Below are 18,775 nucleotides of genomic sequence, written 5' to 3'. Positions count from 1 at the left end.
AAAGCTGGGTTTAAAATCCTTTAGAGATTTAAACTCAGCCTTTTTTATCAATAAATTCAATATAAAATTATGAGGTTACTCTATGCAAACACAAAATTATTCCATACAAGAATTACAACAAAGTCTTGCTACTGCTCTTATAGATAAGGAAATAAATTCCTTGCCTGATTTACAACCACAGATAATCTATAATGATTACAACAATGGCTCTAATCTATTAGTAGAATTACTTCAGGAATTACAAACTTGTAAACGATTTTATTTTGCCATAGCTTTTATCACTCAAAGTGGCTTAATTTGTCTTAAAGAATGTTTAAAACTACTTCAAGAAAAAAACATCACTGGCGATATTTTAACCACTGATTATCTATATTTTAATCAACCAAAAGCTTTACAAGAACTGCAACAATATCCTAATTTAAATATTCACATCTATACTAAAGAAAATTTTCATATCAAAGGCTATATCTTTGAACAAAACGATTATTACACTTTAATTGTAGGCAGTAATAATTTAACGCAAACAGCCTTAAAAGCAAATAAAGAATGGAGTCTAAAAATAAATTCTTTAACAAATGGTGCTTTAATCAACAATACACTATCCCAATTTCAACAAATGTGGCAAGAAGCCCTGCCTTTGACTGATATCTGGCTTAAACAATATGCTACTAAATATCATTCTTTACAAAAATTAAAAAGAGAATTTGCTACAGCTCAAGAAAATATCTCTACCAATGATATTGCTCCTAATAAAATGCAACAGGAAGCATTAAAAGCATTAGAAAAATTACAACAAGATAATAAACATAAAGCATTATTGATATCAGCTACAGGCACAGGAAAAACATATTTAAGTGCCTTTGCTGTCAAAAAAGCCAATCCTAAACGTTTATTATTTTTAGCCCATCGCGAACAAATTCTTAAACAAGCTTGTAAAACTTTTGCCCAGATAATACCAGATATCCAATATGGTATTTTGTCAGCTAATCATAAGGATTTTCATAAACCTTATCTATTTGCTACCATAAATATGCTAAGCAAAGAAGAAAATTTAACTCAATTCACACCAACACATTTTGACTATATCATCATTGATGAAACTCATCGAGCTGGTGCTAGTAGTTATTTAAAAATCTTAAATTATTTCCAGCCACAATTTTTATTAGGTATGACAGCGACACCAGAACGCACAGACGGTTTTGATATCTACCAATTATTTGATCATAATATAGCTTATGAAATTCGTTTAAATCAAGCTATGCAAGAAAATTTACTCTGCCCATTTCACTACTTTGGCATCACTGATATCACAGTCGATAATCAAGAAATCAATGATAATTCAACATTTAATGATTTAACTACAGACGCTCGCGTAACACATATCATCAATCAATCTCAATACTATGGCTTTAGTGGAGAACGTCTACGCGGTTTAATATTCTGTAGTCAAATAGAAGAAGCCCAAATACTTTCACAAAAATTTAATGAGCGAGGATTTCATACCATTGCTCTATCAGGTAAAGATAGTCAAGAAACGCGAACTAATGCCATTCATAAATTAGAACAAAAAGAACGCTCTACAGGTCTTGATTATATATTCACTGTAGACATTATGAATGAAGGTATTGATATTCCTGCTATAAATCAAATAATTATGCTCAGACCTACAAAATCAGCCATTATTTTCGTTCAACAATTAGGTCGTGGGCTTCGTAAATATCCACAAAAAGATTATGTAGTAATTCTCGACTTTATCGGCAACTATCAAAATAACTTTATGATACCAATAGCCCTATCTGGTGATACTTCATACAATAAAGATAATATCCGTCATTATATAGCAGAAGGCAATCGCTTCATCTTTGGTGCTTCTACCATTCATTTTGATAAAATAGCTCGTCAAAAAATCTATCAAGCCATTGATAGTGCCAAATTAAGCGATACAGCCTTATTAAAAAATGAATATCTACAATTAAAACAAAAATTAGGAAAAATTCCTTCTATCTTTGATTTTTCCCAGTTTGGTAGTATAGACATTTTAAAATTTCTTGATAAATTTAAAACATATCATAATTTCTTGCAAAAATACGATAGAGATTACACAATTAGATTTACTAAAATTCAAGAAGAAATTCTTTATTTTATCTCTTATCGCTTCGCTAAAGGCAAAAGAATTCATGAACTCATAGCTTTAAAATTATTATTAAAAAACACATCTCATTTACTGGTGAATATCGAACATATTTTAACTACAAAATACCATCAAAAATTAACTGAGCAAATAAAAACTTCTCTAATACGCAATTTAACTAATCTATTCACTATCAGCAATGAGCAAGCTAAATTTAGTAATTGCATTTTCATCAAAGAAAGCGATAATGATTACATCATCAGTGATATTTTTAAATCAGTTTTACAAGATGAAAAGTTCTATTTTCAAATAAATGAAATTCTCGATTTTGCCCTAAAAAGATATCAAAAATACTATCAAAATAAATACAAAAATACTAACCTTGTTTTATATCAAAAATACACTTATGAAGAAGTTTGTTATCTATTAAATTGGCCTCAAAAAATAAATCCTAATGCTATGGCTGGTTATTTCTATGAAAAAACTACGCATACCATGCCAGTATTTATCAATTATATAGCTCCAGATAAAAAAAGAGTAGATTATACTAATGAATTTTTAAACAACACTTTGATTACAGCCTATTCCAAAAGCAATCGAAAATTAGACTCTAGTGATGCTAAACATATATATAATGCCAAAGAAGAAAAAAATACATTATATCTATTTGTACGCAAACCTAGTGAAGACAAAGAAGCTAAAGAATTTTACTTTTTAGGAGAAATCACAGCTCAAGGTGAGCCAGAATTTGCACCAAAATATAATGGCTTTAAAATCCTTTATAAATTGGATACACCTGTACGAGCAGACATTTTCGATTATCTTACAAACACTTAAATAAAAAGACATCTATAAAAAATGATAAGTCCTTTTTAAACTTACATTTTCATAGATGTCTTTTCTTATTTAGACGCCATAATTTCTTCAATAGATACGCCATTTGGTGCATATAATACCATTTTTGCAGAAATTCTTCTTACAGAACCATCCAATACATAACAAGCACCATTCATGAAATCACAAATACGAACTTGTTCTCTTTGTTCAATCTTTTCATAATTGATAAGTACGGCTTTAGATGCTTTTAATGCATCAGCTGCAATTCTTGTATCATTGAAATTACTAGGTTCAAATACAAGTATATTCATATTCGGTTGTTTATATACTTTTAAACTAGGACGATGATTATTTTTTTCTTCATAATTAGATGTTGCTTCGTCTCTTGTAGTTTCAGATACATTAGTATAAATAGAAGGGCCATTTGCCACACGAGTAACGCTAGGAGCTACTTTTACTGTTTGTTTTTGTTTTTCTTCAACTTTTGCTTCTACTTCCTCAACTTCTTCTGGAATTAAGAAGTTAGTAATTTTTGATAAAAAATCAGCCATAATTTCACCTCAAATATTTCATTATAACTCATAAATACACTTTATATAAAATAAAAATAAATCCATACTAGGATAATTCTATATAAAATCAAAAAATCCTGCAAAAACCTGCAATAAATATTATTTTCATAAAATTTATTTGATTATTTAACTACTTAAATAAATCCGTAAATATACTAAGAAGCGACATATATAGATGTCGCTTCTTAAAATATCATCATCAAATTATTTTGCGTTTTTGCGTAAACGTCCACGCTGGGATTTATCAAGAATAGTTTTTCTCAAACGAATGCTTTCTGGTGTAACTTCTACCATTTCATCTTTATTGATGAATTCAAGAGCTTGTTCAAGACTTAAAAGACGAGGTGGAGTTAAACGAATAGCTTCATCAGAAGAAGAAGAACGCATATTGGAAACATTTTTCTTTTTACATGGATTTACGTCCATATCAAGTTCACGAGTATTTTCCCCAATAATCATACCTTCATAAACCATTTGGTTTGGAGAAATGAACATTACACCACGATCTTGAAGAGTGTAAATACCATATGGAGTTGTTTCACCTTGTTCAAATGCTACTAAGGAACCACGGCTACGACCTGGAATATCACCTTTATATGGAGCATATCCACGGAATACATGGTTCATAATACCATTACCTTTTGTATTAGTTAAGAATTCAGAACGGAAACCAATGAGGCCACGTGCAGGAATAGTGAATTCAAGACGTAAGTAACCTTTAAGTTCAGTCATATTGGAAAGTTCTGCTTTACGAGTACCAAGGGATTCCATAACTGTACCCATGAATTCTTGTGGTACTTCAATAGTTAAGTTTTCAATTGGTTCACAAAGTTGACCATTGATTTCTTTATAAATAACTTCTGGTTTACCAATCTGAAGTTCATATCCTTCACGACGCATTGTTTCGATAAGAATAGAAAGATGTAATTCGCCACGACCAGAAACTTTAAATGTATCAGGGCTATCTGTTTCTTCAACACGTAAGCTTACATTTGTTTCAGTTTCTTTAAATAAACGATCGCGTAAATGACGAGATGTTACAAATTGACCTTCACGTCCAGCAAATGGGCTAGTATTAACACCAAAAGTCATGGATAATGTAGGTTCATCAATATTGATGCTAGGTAAAGCTTCTGGATTTTCAGCATCAGCAACAGTATGACCGATACTTGCACTAGGAAGACCAGTAATTGCTACGATTTCACCAAGTTCAGCTTCTTTTACTTCAATACGTTTTAAACCTTGGTAAACATATACTTTACCGATACGTTCTTTAGTTTCACCATCACCACTGATAACTACTACATTTTGACCTTCTTTGATTTTACCACGCATGATACGACCGATAGCTACACGACCAACATATTCATCAGAATCAAGTGTAGTTACCATCATTTGAAGAGGGCCATCAACATCTCCCTGTGGAGCTGGAATTTCTTTAATAAGTAAATCCATTAATGGTTCTAAGCTATCGCTTTCATCGTCAAGATCAAGTTTAGCAATACCATCACGAGCGATTGCGTATACAACAGGGAAATCAAGCTGATCATCATCAGCACCAAGTTCCATGAAAAGTTCTAAAACTTCGTCATAAACGTCATCAATACGCTGGTCAGGACGGTCAATTTTGTTGATAACAACGATAGGTTTTAAACCTTGTTCTAAAGCTTTACGTAAAACATATTTAGTCTGAGGCATAGGGCCTTCAGAAGCGTCAACCAATAGTAAAACGCCATCAACCATGTTGAGTACACGTTCAACTTCACCACCGAAATCAGCATGGCCTGGTGTGTCAACAATGTTGATTTTTATATCTTTATACATTACAGCTGTATTTTTAGACAAAATGGTAATACCGCGTTCACGTTCAATAGCATTAGAGTCCATTACTCGTTCTGCTACCTGTTCGTTAGCACGGAAAATATGGCTTTGTTTAAGCATTGCATCAACAAGAGTTGTTTTACCGTGGTCAACGTGAGCTATGATAGCGACATTTCTCAATTTGTTATTAGTATACAAAAAAATTCCTCCCAATGTATTAATGAAAATTTTATGTTTACATTATCTAAAAAGATTAAATATCTCTTTACTAGTGTAGTATATCAATATCTTTATGTCAAATTAAATTCCCTAAATAGATAAAAATTTTTCTTTAAAATTATGGTCTTTCTAAAGATATTTTTCCTAGTTTTCCTGCTCTAAAATCCTTAAGCACTGCAATCGCAGTTTTTTCAGTATCTACAATACCGCCTTTTTGTAAAAATCCACGCTTTTTGCCTACCAAAGCGAATAACTCTTCACTAGTCTGTGGCAATTCATCTATTTTATAGCGTTCTTTAATATTTTTCGCATAATCATCTTTTAAACGCCATAATAAAATTTCAGCAGCACGTTCAATATCGTAGACTTCATCACTGATAGCTCCTGTAAAAGCTAAATTTAAGCCCACTTCTGGATCTTCAAATTTTGGCCATAAAATACCTGGAGTATCAAGTAAATCAAGATTATTTTTTATTTTAATCCACTGTTTTGCACGAGTAACGCCTGGTCTATCAGCAGTTTTCAATGAAGCACTGCCCGATAATCTATTTATCAAAGAAGATTTTCCTACATTTGGAATACCTACAATCATTACGCGGGCATTACGAGGTTTTACACCTTTATTAGCGAATTTAGCAGTTTTTGCCTTTGCCAATTCATCTGCTACAGTTACCAATTGACGAATACCTTTACCATCTAAAGAATTTATCTTTACTACAGCTTTTCCCATAGATGTAAAATATTCTTCCCATTTATTATTGATATTATTATCTGCTAAATCAATTTTATTTAAAGCGATTAAATGCGGTTTTTTACCAATTAAATCTTTTAAAATTGGATTTGCACTACTATTAGGAATGCGGGCATCACGAAGTTCTATTACTACATCAACTAATTTTAAATTTTCTATAATAATGCGTTTAGCTTTTGCCATATGTCCTGGAAACCAGTTTAACTGTGCAAGTGTGCCTAAATCATCATATTGCATATTATCTTCCATTAAAATAAAAATCCTCCTTACATTAAATAATCTATAACATTTAAATTAATTACCAACAAAAAAGGCACTATCTTGTGTCAACTACAAGACAGTGTCTTATAAAGAGTATTATATACTAATATATATATAAAATCAAAAATTTTTCTTAATTTATTTTAATCCTATAGCATCTATTTTATCTGGAGTCACTTCAATTGTCTTTTCTTCGCCATCCTGAACAACTACAAAAGTTGCAGGTTCAGATGAAAACATATCTATCATTAACCCCATATTAAAATCTTCAAAATTATCGACTATAGATTTACCATTGATACTGATGAGACAATCACCTATTTTTATACCTGCTTTTGCTGCTGGAGACTTTTCAACTACATTAATAATAACTCCATTATCTTTTATTTCACGACTAGAACTTATGCCATAAATATAACTATCGAAAAATAAACGTTTTATAGAATTTAATACTGCTTGCAATTCCTTAACGTTATCATATTCTTCAAATTCATTAGTACCATCAGCATAAATTCTCTCATATCTATTAGAAAGTTTTAATTCTACGTTATTGCCCTTTTGCACTAATTCGCAAATAATATCTTTTTTATCTCGATACATAAATTTATTATCTTTATCTACCGTATCAACAACATTGAATAAAACAATCGTATTATTATCTTTTTCTACCAAATTAGTTTTTGTTGAAAACATATTTATAGCTTTTACTATACCATGTTTTACTTGCTCAACATTTGTATTTTCAAATTCTTCATTAATGCTAGCAGCAAAACAACTAGACGTAATTGCCATCAATAACATAAATAAGATTAATATTTTTTTCATCCAAATCATCTCCTTAAGATTTTAAAAACTTAATCTTCAAAAGTCTTAGCAACTAATTTCAAATAATCAACAATTGTCAAATGTTGCGGACAATGACCTTCACAACTTCTACATTCAATGCAATCAGAAGCTTTCGCATGATTTTTTATCATATCTTGGTATTTCTTCTTACTGCCAGAAGCAATGCCGAAACGTTTTTCATTATTATATAACTCAAAAACTTCTGGTATTTGAATCTGCATTGGACAATTTTCTTTACAATAATTACAAGCTGTACAAGCAATAGCTGTTGTATCATTAATGATTTTTGCTACTTTAAAAGTTGTTGCAATTTCATCTTTAGTTAGTGGTTTAAAATCTTCCATATAGCTTAAATTATCTTCCAATTGTTCCCATGTTGACATACCAGAAAGCACCATAAATACATCATCCAAACTACTAGCAAAACGAATTGCCCATGAAGCCACTGACATTTTTTCATCTTGAGCTTTCAATAAATCTATACCAGCCTGCGGAATATTTACCAATTTACCACCTTTTATAGGTTCCATGACAATTACAGGTTTATGATATTTTTGACAAACTTCATAACATTTGCGAGATTGTACACTATCGCTTTCCCAATCAAGATAATTTATCTGTAACTGTACAAACTCAATATCTTCACCAATTTCAAGTAAAATCTTTTCCAAGAATTCTGCTGTATCATGAAAAGAAAAACCTAACTTTTTAATCTTGCCTTCCGCTTTCATTTGACGCACAAAATCCATAGATTTAAATTCTTTAACCTTTGCATAATTATCAACATCTAAACAATGCAATAAATAATAATCAAAATAATCCACACCACATTTTTCTAATTGTTCATCAAAAATACGTTTATTATCTTCTATGGATTTCAACTGCATTGTAGGCAACTTATCCGCCAATAAAAAGCTTTCTCGTGGATATCTTTTAACTAAAGCTTCCTTTACAAATAATTCACTTTGATAATTATGATACATATAAGCAGTATCAAAATACTTAAAGCCTTTTGCCATAAAAGTATCAACCATTTTACAAAATTGTTCCATATCCACCTTGTTATTTTCCACATCAAGCATAGGCAAACGCATACAACCAAAACCAAGTTTCTTTAAATTTTCCATAATCCCACTCTCCTAAAATATATTTATTTAAATTATAATATTTTTTATAGATATTTTCTAAACAAAATTAAATATAATATAAAAATAAGTTATTCAAAAACTTGAAAAGATACTTATCCTATTCCTAGAAATAGAATTGAAAAAAGTTTTAAAGATATATTAAATAAAAATAATACGAAAAAAGGATGATATAAATATATCTACACAAGTTCAAGCTCCTATGCGAACAGGACTTTTAAAATTTTTGAGAAAAAGTAATATAAATCATCTCAAATAAAAGATATCATTATAATATCATCAAATATAATTCTATGTTATAATATCTTTCGTTGCCCTTCCTATACTGGTAACAGTTAGGAGGTGTTCATATGTTTCGTTTCACTATGTTTTTAGAAGCTGTCATAGCAAGTATAGTTGTCTACTATATTTGCAAAGGGTTAGACATGCTTTTTTCAGTTTTATGTGGCAACTAGCCTAGCTTTAACGTTAGCTATATAACGCAAGAAACCCCATGAAGGTGCGAACTTCATGGGGTTTTGCTGTTCATATGAACTATTTCACTATGTTTTGCCTACATTTAGTATAGCATATTACTTAGATTTTGCAACATAAAGCTTATCAATTCATAAAGAGATGGTACCAAAATGGTACCTCTCATATATTTTAAAAATAACAAAAAGTCAAAATCTAAATAATTAAAGCTCTATAAAGGCTTATAAAATAAGTATAAAAAAATAGTCAAAAAGTCAAAAATAATTATTGACATTTTGACTAATTCGAGTATAATAATACTTGTAAGGACGTTAAGAGATATGAAAGATAAGAAGTATCCCTTAAGATACTTACAAAATCCAAATTTTAATTTTATAAATGACAATAAATAAAAACGGACTTCATAGTCCGTTTAAATCAAAATCTAATTTGACTTTTTGACTTTATTTATTGCTTAATACATGGAGGTTGTTATTTATGTTCGGTTTAGTTCCATTTGCAAAAAATATTGCTAAAAGTGATGATGATTTCAATAAATTATTCGATGTTTTCAATGAACCTTTCTTTCATGAACCATTTGCAAAAATGAATTCTTATGTAAAATCCTTTAAAGTCGATGTAAAAGATACTGATAAAGCTTACGAACTCACAGCTGAATTACCAGGCATCGCCAAAGAAAATATTTCTCTTGACTACAATAAAGGTTACTTAACAATTAAAACAACTACTACAAAATCCACAGAAGAAAAACCTGCTGAAAATGCTGGCGATAAAAACGAAAAACCTCAAGAAAAATATATTCGCCGTGAACGTTATGTAGGTGAAATGCAACGTTCTTTTTACATTGATGATATTGATGAAAAAAATATCAAAGCTTCTTACCAAGATGGTATCTTGACTGTAGTTTTACCAAAAATTACTAAAGAAGAAGCTACAACTCAAATCAATATTGACTAATTTCATTTAAATAAAATTTGACTTTTAAACTTTTAGGAGGCATTTATTATGTTTGGTTTAATTCCTACATTTACAAATAATCTCGCAACTAATGACAACTCTTTCAAATCTATTTTTGATGTTTTTAACGAACCATTTTTCCAAAATGCATTTGCTCCAGTAAATTCCATGTTCAACTCATTTAAAGTTGATGTAAAAGATACTAATAACGCTTATGAACTCTCTGCTGAATTACCAGGAGTAAAAAAAGAAAATATCGCTCTTGATTATCAAAATGGTTATTTAACTATCAAAGCTACTATGCAAAATGAACAAAATCAAAATGAAGAAAATAACTATATTCATCAAGAACGCTATTATGGTACAATGCAACGTTCATTCTATGTAGGTCAGATAGATAAAGCTAACGCTAAAGCTGAATATACTGACGGTGTTTTAAAAATGACATTGCCAAAACTTCAACCACAATCAACAACTACTCAAATTGATATAGATTAATATAAGTAGATCATTCCTCCTGTAACTCCTTTAAAATTAAATACTTTATAAATTAAAGATAGCCTTTATACTTGAGATATTTGCCAGGTCTCAGTATAAAGGCTATTTTTATTATTTACTTATGATATTTAATAATTCATATCATTTTTTAGCTCTTATTCTAAATAAAAGTTGATTTTCTTCCTTATTTTTAGCATATCTATCTTCATTTGAAATATATCCTATTTTATATAAATAATCACCTAATCGTTTATTTTCATCATTTATAGGTAAATATATATTATGTCTTTTTTCTCTATTTGATAACTCTTTATATTCACCATCCATTTTTGCAAAAAGATTTTCTAATTCATCAGCATTAAATAAATCTAAATGCCTTACTAACAATGTTATTTTATTATCTATATTATCAAATACAATTTTAAATAAATCTTTTGTTAAAGTAATACCCGTATTAAAAATTACCTTTTTTAAATATTCATTCATAAAATTTCTACCATAATAATTTACTATTTTTTGACAAAATACTTTATCTGTCATTCCCGTTTCTTCCAGCAAATTACTAAATATATCTTCATCAATCTGAAATACTTCTATATTATCAATAAAACTATCCTTATTTGATAATATATACAATGTTGCTATTTCTACAGATATACCTTTTATCTTATCAAAACATTGTTTATTTAAAGGTATATATTTATTTTGTATCAAAATTTTAAGTTTTTCTTGATTCATTGAAGCAAAATTAAATTCTAAATCATTAAAAATAAATCTTAAATACGATATATATTTTTCAAAAATATTATTATCTATATCACTAAATGATAAATCTTTTATAAACTTTTCTTCAACAAAACTTCTATCACTATTTAAGATTGCATCACATTCCGTAGATAGAAAATCTATTAATACCTCATCTAATCCATTTTTTGAAAATTGTTTCCAATATTGAATAACATTATCAAAATTAGCATTGATTTTTCTATGTTTTAGTAATAATATCCAATATTTATTTTCACAAACAGATATATTTTTTAACTTAAAGTCTTCATGCACTATAATTTTTTCTACTAAATCCATATCATCGCTACATTTAGTCATTAAATCTAAAATATATTTTTCATCATCACAGTTATTATCATTACTCAATATAATTTCTTTTACATATTCTTCAATATTATCGGAAACATTATTTATTAAACAATCATATCCAGAAGTCATTATCATTGTATAGTTCTTCTTATTCAAATCGTTTTCATTTATTTCACTATTTTTGTACATAAGAATAGTATCTATCATATATTTATTGATATCATAATGCTTATTATCAAATATAAAATTTAAAAGTTCTCTATCAACTCCTTCTATATTCAATTTATAAAAGTGTATTTCTAATTTCTCGATTATCTTTTCCAAATAATTAATATTTACATCTTTAAGTTGCATCAATATATCTTCATTTTCCTCAAAAAAATGCTCAAATGCTTTATCTTTATTTAAATTAAGCAATTCTTCTACTTTTAAACTTTCACATAACCATTTAAAATATTCTATTTGTCTATTGTATGTCAATACTGCTTTTTCAGTTAAAAAAATCCACATATTTTCCCATTTTAAAGCTAATAAATTTATAAATTTCTTTCTGTTATTATTCTTCCTTACAAAAGCATCTATAAAAGACCAACTTTCTTTTTTCTCATCTGCTAATTGTTGTATAAAATTATCTAATTTATTCTTATCAATTTCTTTACTACTATTTGATAATAAATACTCTAATAAATAAAAATTATAAACTTCTTTTTGCTTAAAATCTCTTATATTTAATCTATCAACTACACCTCTTAATCTAGTCAATTTATAATCAAATGACTGAACCTCTCTATTTCTTATGTTAAGAATAAAGTTCATATCATCCTTTGTTATACTATCTCCTTTAAAATAGTTAATATACATACTATAATCTTCATCAATATAGCCATATCTTAACATAAAGACTAAGACTTTATTACTTCTAACATTATCAGATAGAACTTCTTTAACATCATTTCTATCAATTAATTCTTTTAAAGATGATATTGATATATTCTGTAACTGTTCATTTAACTCTTCTAAATCATGATGTATACCATCCATTTTTTTATCTTCTAATAATTTTAAAGCCTTCCATCGTTTGCCATAATTTTCTAATAATGATTTTAAATCATTAGAATTTATATTTTTATCTAGATTATTACTATTACCACTAGTATAACAAACAGTATAATCATCCTTATTATTATAAATATCTTTTAAATTAAAGTCCTCATCTAATATCCTTTCTATATAAATAGAATCTCTATTATAATATCCATTATGTCTTTCTATTCTATAAACAGCACCTTTCCAATCAACTAAATAACCACAAAAAGCATATTTTAATTCTTTAGTACTCTTTAAACAATCTTCTTTTACTGATATAATTTGTTTTTCTAATTCATTTATATCTTTTCTAATTTTTTCAACTTCTTTCTCTATAAATGATTGTTTATTTTTAAAGGCTTGCTTAACAATACTTTCATCTTGTTCATTTTGAAGTTCAGCAAAATCTTTTGGATATAAGTTTTTAAATATTATCAATGATAACATCTTTTCATCTACAAGTTTTATACTATCTGAATCTTTCAATGTTCTTTTATAAATCTTAAATTCATTAAAAATATTATACAAAACTCGCATATCCGATACGAATGGTGCTATATCTTTTATATATTCTTTTGATATATTACATTTAGTATTATTTTCAAATTCCTTCAAAAAAACATCTTCTGAATTACTTTCATTAATTATTGGAATAACAGGTATAATATAATCAAAAAATTTAGTACGTTCTTCTTTATTATGGAATAATTCATCTTTTACTGCATAAACAAATTTTACTGGTTTCTTTAAGCCTTCGTAATTATTTATGATAAAATTCAAATCTCTTAACTCTATGAATATATCATTGTTTTCTAGTCTATCTAAATCCTCAAAAAATACAACTTCATATCCTGTTGCTTCAAAAAAATATAAAATTTCATCTATATTCTTATTAAAAATAGATTTTTCATCAATCGCTTCACTTCCAAGAGTAGCATTAGAAAATAATTTTATTTCTTTCAGTTTTAATTTAATCATACCCTGTTTTATTATAATAGTAAGTATTATCATTTCTAATAATACTAAACATGGTATCATTACATATGACCAAAATTCAGGGATACCTAAATCAATTAAAAAATTAATACAATTAATCACTTTTTCCTTTAAAACATCTGGAAAAAATAATACACTTCCAATTGAACAAAACACATTAATGCAGAAAATCCATATAAAAATGTACTTATAGCTCATTTTTTCTATCTTGTTATATCTGCTTTGTGGCAACATATTCTTTTTTACTTTATAAAAAAATTGTTTTAATATTACATTTTCTATTTTTTCTAAAGGTATCTCTTCTTTTTTCCCATCATCTTGAGATTTCCCTTCGCTACTATTAAAAGTCGCCATAGATATAAATGTATATTTTAAACTAGGATGCTTCTTTACATATGTCTTTATGACACTACTTTTCCCAGCTCCATAAGGAGCAGTAATAGCTATATTTTTTATATCTTTATGCTTAATAGCCCAATCCAAAGCATCAATATATTCATCTCCATTTTCCATATCATCTATTGGTGTTAATTTTTTATAATCATTACACTCTGTACAAATACATCTTTTTAAATAATCAATATAATATTCTATTCTGTTTTCAAACCAAACTAATTTTTTTATTACAAATTTTATAAATTTCTCTCTCGTAATAAAACCTTCTTTCTAAATAAATTTAGTAATTTTTAATAATTTTAATATAAGATATTTTGATTATAAAAATACTCTATGATATAATAAAAAAGAGAGATAGCCTGATTGTGGTAGGTCAGCACCTCTCTCTTAGAAATTTCAATTCGTTAAGAAGGCTGTTCCCGCCGTTTCGGAACGGTCTTTTTTTCGTTTATAAACTAATTATTTATAATCTGAAAAAGCGTAGCAATCAAATTTATAATACTTATCACTAACGATAATTTTTCATAAGTCGTCATGCTAACACCTCCCTAACGAGAGGTGTCCGACATCAAGCTATCCCATGACTTCAATTATATCATATCTTTAATTTAAATAATATTATCTATAAATCAATAACTATTTTAAACTTTATATTCTATAACTTTTAAAATAAAACTTAACAACATAGTAAACTCAAAGTTGCTTTAGAGTTGACTATATCTTTTTATTTTCTTATAATCATATCAAAACATACTTTATAAAATTCAATTTTATAAATATATAAGGAGATAATTTTATGTCATCATCATCATTAACAACAAAAACCCTATCAAAAATGGCTGTTTGCGTAGCTATCATCTGCATATCAGCCTACATATCTTTCCCTATCACTGCTGTTCCGTTTACTTGCCTTACTTTAGCTATGTTATTATCAGCATTTTTATCCACACCAAAAGAAACACTAATCATCATGATTGTCTATACGCTAATCGGAGCTATCGGTCTTCCTGTATTTTCTGGTGGTGCAGGTGGTTTTAACTGTTTATTTTCCCCAACTGGTGGTTATCTTTGGGGCTTCATCGTCAGCTATCCTATCGCTAGTTATTTAAAAGGAAATAAAAACTCCTTCAAAAACTTCTTTCTAGCAGGACTTGCTGTCATTCCTATCACTTATATTTTCGGTGTAGCTATGCTTTGCTTCATCATGAAACTTTCCATTTTAGAAGGTATCACCATTGGTGTATTACCTTTCATACCTGGTGATATCATCAAAACTTTAATTGCCAGCTACGTTGCTGTTCGTTTACGCAAAAATTTATTTTATTAATCGAGGAATATATATGATAAACAATAATTTTTTACAAGAAGGTATCTCACCTTCTTATTTTTTTCAATATGTTGATACCTTAACCAATTTAAACTTACATTCACTTGTAATCTATAAAGATAATAAATTGCTCTCCAAAGTTCATATTGCCCCTTATAATGAAGATGAAAAACAGATTTTATTTTCTGTGAGCAAATCCTTTACAGCAGTTGCCATGATGTTTGCTCTCCAAGATAAATTATTTACATTAGATACCACAATTTATTCACTTTTAAAACACAAATTAAAATTTGAACCTACAGAAGATCTAAAAAGCATCACCATACATCATTTATTATCCATGACTTATGGCTTTGTTGATAAAGAAATCCAAACTTTTTACCTAAAAAAAGATTGGATTAGTGAAGCATTTTCTTTAAAATTACAGACAAAGCCTGGTACTTCCTTCTTTTATAATAATCGTTGCCCATTTTTATGTAGTGCCATCATTCAAGAATTAACTGGCAAAAATCTTTTGACTTATCTACAAGAAAAACTCTTTTCTCACTTAAATATAACTAATATAAGTTGGGAAAAAAACGTTCAAAATTATGATAAAGGCTCTTGGGGTTTAAGTCTGACTACAGAAGATTTAGCTAAATTCGGTCAATTTATACTCAATAAAGGTTCATGGAATAATAAACAATTATTAGCTCCTAAATATATTGAAAAATTACTCACAGTATATATAGATACTGACATCAATACATCTCCAGATAGTAAATTAGGCTACGGCTATTATTTTTGGAAATGCCAACCTGAAAAAGCCTTTCGCTGTGCTGGTCTTTTCGGTCAATATTGCATTATCTTGCCCGAAGAAAATATGGTCATAGCTATAACTAGTAATGCTGAAAATGAACAAAAACAAGCCATTTTATCTGCTACATGGAAATTCTTAGCCCAAATAAAAAAAGATAATAAATCCTCTAATCAAGATTTATCATCTTTAAATAACTATCTTTCTAAACTCCATTTACCATATTTACCTAATGATAATTCCATTACTCCCGAAATCTTCCAGCAAGAATTTAAATTTTCCCGTAATCCTTTAAATTTACAGTCCATTTCTTTCTCTCAAATTGCCCATGATTGCATTAGAATTAATTTTACCTTAAATACTGGAAAATATACTATATTAGCCAAATTAAATGATTGGCAAAAAAATAATACTAATTCCCAAAATGATAATTTTGATTCCTGTTCAACTATTTTCTACGAAAACCCTTATGCCAACTATGGCTGGCAAAATAACAAACTAAATTTAAAATTAGTCTATAACCAAGGCATCTTCATTGATACCCTAGAATTCAACTACTACAATCACCAACTATACCTACACTACAACCCCACTCCTTCATTCATCATCAGAACCAAACCCCATTATCTCATATCCAATCCCATAAAATAACAAAAAGGCTAGAGTAACTTATACTCTAGCCTTTAATTTACACACTACAAAAATACAACACCAAACTACTTCCATATTATAAATTTTAGTAGTAATCATATGGTATTGAAAATTTATCTGCGGTGGTTTTTAACATAGTTCTTAGTGCTTCAGCATTTTAGAAATATGTTATGCAATTTATTGTGATTTGAGTTCGTTTCTTTGCCATCAAAGAAATGAACAATTCTTATTTATATTATTTGCTTTTCATTGCATTTTTAACACATAATTCTTTTTTAATATCCCATAATCTCTGAGATAAATCTACATAATAACGATGTGGATTTTCAAAACGTTTTACTTCATCCCATAAAGTATCCACTTCTTTTTGACAATATGCTTTTATTTCTTCTATAGTTGGGCTTTTATATACACATTCACCATTTTTGAAAATAGGAACTTGCAATTCTCTAGCTGTAAAATCAGTTAGGGTTTTTTGTTTCCATGTAGCATTTGGATCAAAAATAGTATGTTCTTGTGTAGTATCAATTGTTTCATCATATAAACAAAGCTCATCGGCAATAGCTTTGCCTGTTTCTTTATCATATAAACGATATACTTTTTTGAAGTGAGGATTTGTTATTTTAGCGATATTTTCACTGAGTTTAATTTTTGGTACGATTTCACCATTTTCATTTTCAATAGCTACTAATTTATATACACCGCCAAATACAGGTGCAGATTTTGAAGTAATCATTCTTTCCCCTACACCGAACACATCTATTTTAGCACCTTGCATTAATAAATCACGAATCAAATGTTCATCTAAAGCATTAGACGCTACGATTTTACAAGTTGTAAGACCTGCTTCATCAAGCATTTTTCTAGCCTGTTTAGATAAATAAGAAATATCCCCAGAATCTAAGCGAATAGCAAAATTAGTTATTCCTTGTGGTACAAGCATTTCCTTAAATATACGGATAGCATTTGGTACACCACTTTTTAAAGTATTATAAGTATCTACCAATAAAACAGCATTATTTGGATAAATTTCACAATAAGCTTTAAATGCTTCATACTCACTATCAAACATTTGAACCCATGCATGAGCCATAGTACCACCAGCTGGAACACCATAAAGTTCATCAGTAAGTGTGCAAGCAGTTCCTGCACAACCACCAATATAAGCAGCCCTAGCACCTTTTACTGCACCATCAGCACCTTGAGCACGGCGAGAACCAAATTCTAATACAGGTCTACCTTGAGCAGCTCTTACTATGCGATTTGCTTTTGTAGCGATAAGAGATTGATGATTTAAAGTCAATAATACAAAAGTTTCTAAAATCTGAGCTTCAATAGCAGGAGCTTTTATTGTCATGATTGGTTCACGAGGGAAAATACAAGTTCCTTCAGGAACGGCATAAATATCTCCTGTAAACTTGAAATTAGCTAAATACTCTAAGAAATCTTCACTAAATATATTTTTAGAACGAAAATACGCTATATCATCTTCATCAAAATGTAAATCTTGTATATAATCAATTACTTGTTGTAGACCTGCTGCTATAGCAAATCCACCTTCATCTGGAATATTGCGGAAAAATACATCAAAATACACATTCTTTTTATGTAAATTATTTTTTAGATAGCCATTTCCCATTGTAAATTCATAAAAATCGCATAACATGGCTAAATTTTCATTTTTTAAATTCATAAAGAACTTCCTTTCAAATTTATAATAAAAAATATTATAAATCCATTCATGTCTTGATACATACTCAATTTATTATTTAAAATAAAAATCGTATTGCTACTATTATATAGCAAGCTGTATTTATTTTCTATACTTTGACCAAAAATAATCTGATATCCCCATATACATCTAAATAAATAAAAAAGAATTCTACATGATATAGAACCCTTTTTTACTTAACAAT

12 protein-coding genes are annotated in these 18,775 nt (G+C 28.5%); 5 read left to right on the top strand and 7 right to left on the bottom strand.

Going from position 1 to position 18,775, the window contains the following annotated elements:
- Positions 1 to 82 precede the first annotated feature (82 nt).
- Positions 83 to 2,968: a DEAD/DEAH box helicase gene (locus tag Q5I67_RS05705; RefSeq protein ID WP_302486659.1), complete on the top strand. Its 2,886-nt coding sequence runs from the start codon at positions 83 to 85 to the stop codon at positions 2,966 to 2,968.
- Positions 2,969 to 3,033: 65 nt separating this feature from the next.
- On the opposite strand, the gene Q5I67_RS05700 is transcribed toward Q5I67_RS05705, so the two are convergent.
- The 5 genes from Q5I67_RS05700 to Q5I67_RS05680 all read right to left on the bottom strand — a co-directional run bounded on the left by Q5I67_RS05700 (position 3,034) and on the right by Q5I67_RS05680 (position 8,565).
- Complete coding sequence (locus tag Q5I67_RS05700) at positions 3,034 to 3,519, bottom strand: cell division protein SepF (protein ID WP_302486658.1); 486 nt, start codon at positions 3,517 to 3,519, stop codon at positions 3,034 to 3,036.
- A gap of 225 nt (positions 3,520 to 3,744) precedes the next feature.
- Positions 3,745 to 5,559 carry a translational GTPase TypA gene (gene typA, locus Q5I67_RS05695; RefSeq protein ID WP_296898600.1) on the bottom strand — a complete coding sequence of 605 codons (1,815 nt, stop codon included), beginning with the start codon at positions 5,557 to 5,559 and terminating at the stop codon, positions 3,745 to 3,747.
- 139 nt (positions 5,560 to 5,698) lie between these two features.
- The gene (gene ylqF / locus Q5I67_RS05690; protein WP_302486657.1) at positions 5,699 to 6,580 is read right to left on the bottom strand and encodes a ribosome biogenesis GTPase YlqF; all 882 of its coding nucleotides are present in this window, start codon (positions 6,578 to 6,580) and stop codon (positions 5,699 to 5,701) included.
- A 150-nt stretch (positions 6,581 to 6,730) separates the two neighbouring features.
- A complete protein-coding gene (locus Q5I67_RS05685; RefSeq protein WP_302486656.1) occupies positions 6,731 to 7,417 on the bottom strand; it encodes a PDZ domain-containing protein in 687 nt (228 codons plus the stop codon).
- 29 nt (positions 7,418 to 7,446) lie between these two features.
- Positions 7,447 to 8,565: an aldo/keto reductase gene (locus Q5I67_RS05680; protein ID WP_302486655.1), complete on the bottom strand. Its 1,119-nt coding sequence runs from the start codon at positions 8,563 to 8,565 to the stop codon at positions 7,447 to 7,449.
- A 969-nt stretch (positions 8,566 to 9,534) separates the two neighbouring features.
- Between Q5I67_RS05680 and Q5I67_RS05675 the strand changes: the two genes are divergently transcribed.
- Positions 9,535 to 10,014: an Hsp20/alpha crystallin family protein gene (locus tag Q5I67_RS05675; RefSeq protein WP_302486654.1), complete on the top strand. Its 480-nt coding sequence runs from the start codon at positions 9,535 to 9,537 to the stop codon at positions 10,012 to 10,014.
- 48 nt (positions 10,015 to 10,062) lie between these two features.
- Positions 10,063 to 10,512 (top strand): Hsp20/alpha crystallin family protein, encoded by a 450-nt coding sequence (locus tag Q5I67_RS05670; protein WP_302486653.1) that lies wholly within the window; start codon positions 10,063 to 10,065, stop codon positions 10,510 to 10,512.
- Positions 10,513 to 10,653: 141 nt separating this feature from the next.
- On the opposite strand, the gene Q5I67_RS05665 is transcribed toward Q5I67_RS05670, so the two are convergent.
- Positions 10,654 to 14,202: a hypothetical protein gene (locus Q5I67_RS05665; RefSeq protein ID WP_302486652.1), complete on the bottom strand. Its 3,549-nt coding sequence runs from the start codon at positions 14,200 to 14,202 to the stop codon at positions 10,654 to 10,656.
- Between the two features lie 679 nt (positions 14,203 to 14,881).
- On the opposite strand from Q5I67_RS05665, the gene Q5I67_RS05660 reads away from it, so the two are divergent.
- Both Q5I67_RS05660 and Q5I67_RS05655 read left to right on the top strand, forming a co-directional pair.
- Complete coding sequence (locus Q5I67_RS05660) at positions 14,882 to 15,412, top strand: biotin transporter BioY (RefSeq protein ID WP_118204860.1); 531 nt, start codon at positions 14,882 to 14,884, stop codon at positions 15,410 to 15,412.
- Between the two features lie 13 nt (positions 15,413 to 15,425).
- Positions 15,426 to 16,859 carry a serine hydrolase gene (locus tag Q5I67_RS05655; protein WP_302486651.1) on the top strand — a complete coding sequence of 478 codons (1,434 nt, stop codon included), beginning with the start codon at positions 15,426 to 15,428 and terminating at the stop codon, positions 16,857 to 16,859.
- Positions 16,860 to 17,094: 235 nt separating this feature from the next.
- Here Q5I67_RS05655 and Q5I67_RS05650 read toward each other — a convergent pair whose 3' ends face one another.
- Positions 17,095 to 18,552, bottom strand: coding sequence for a nicotinate phosphoribosyltransferase (locus tag Q5I67_RS05650; RefSeq protein ID WP_302486650.1), 1,458 nt, complete (start codon positions 18,550 to 18,552; stop codon positions 17,095 to 17,097).
- Positions 18,553 to 18,775 lie beyond the last annotated feature (223 nt).

Source organism: uncultured Megamonas sp. (assembly GCF_958438645.1).
Taxonomy (GTDB): Bacteria; Bacillota; Negativicutes; order Selenomonadales; family Selenomonadaceae; genus Megamonas.
This window is presented reverse-complemented; position numbering and strand designations above follow the sequence as displayed.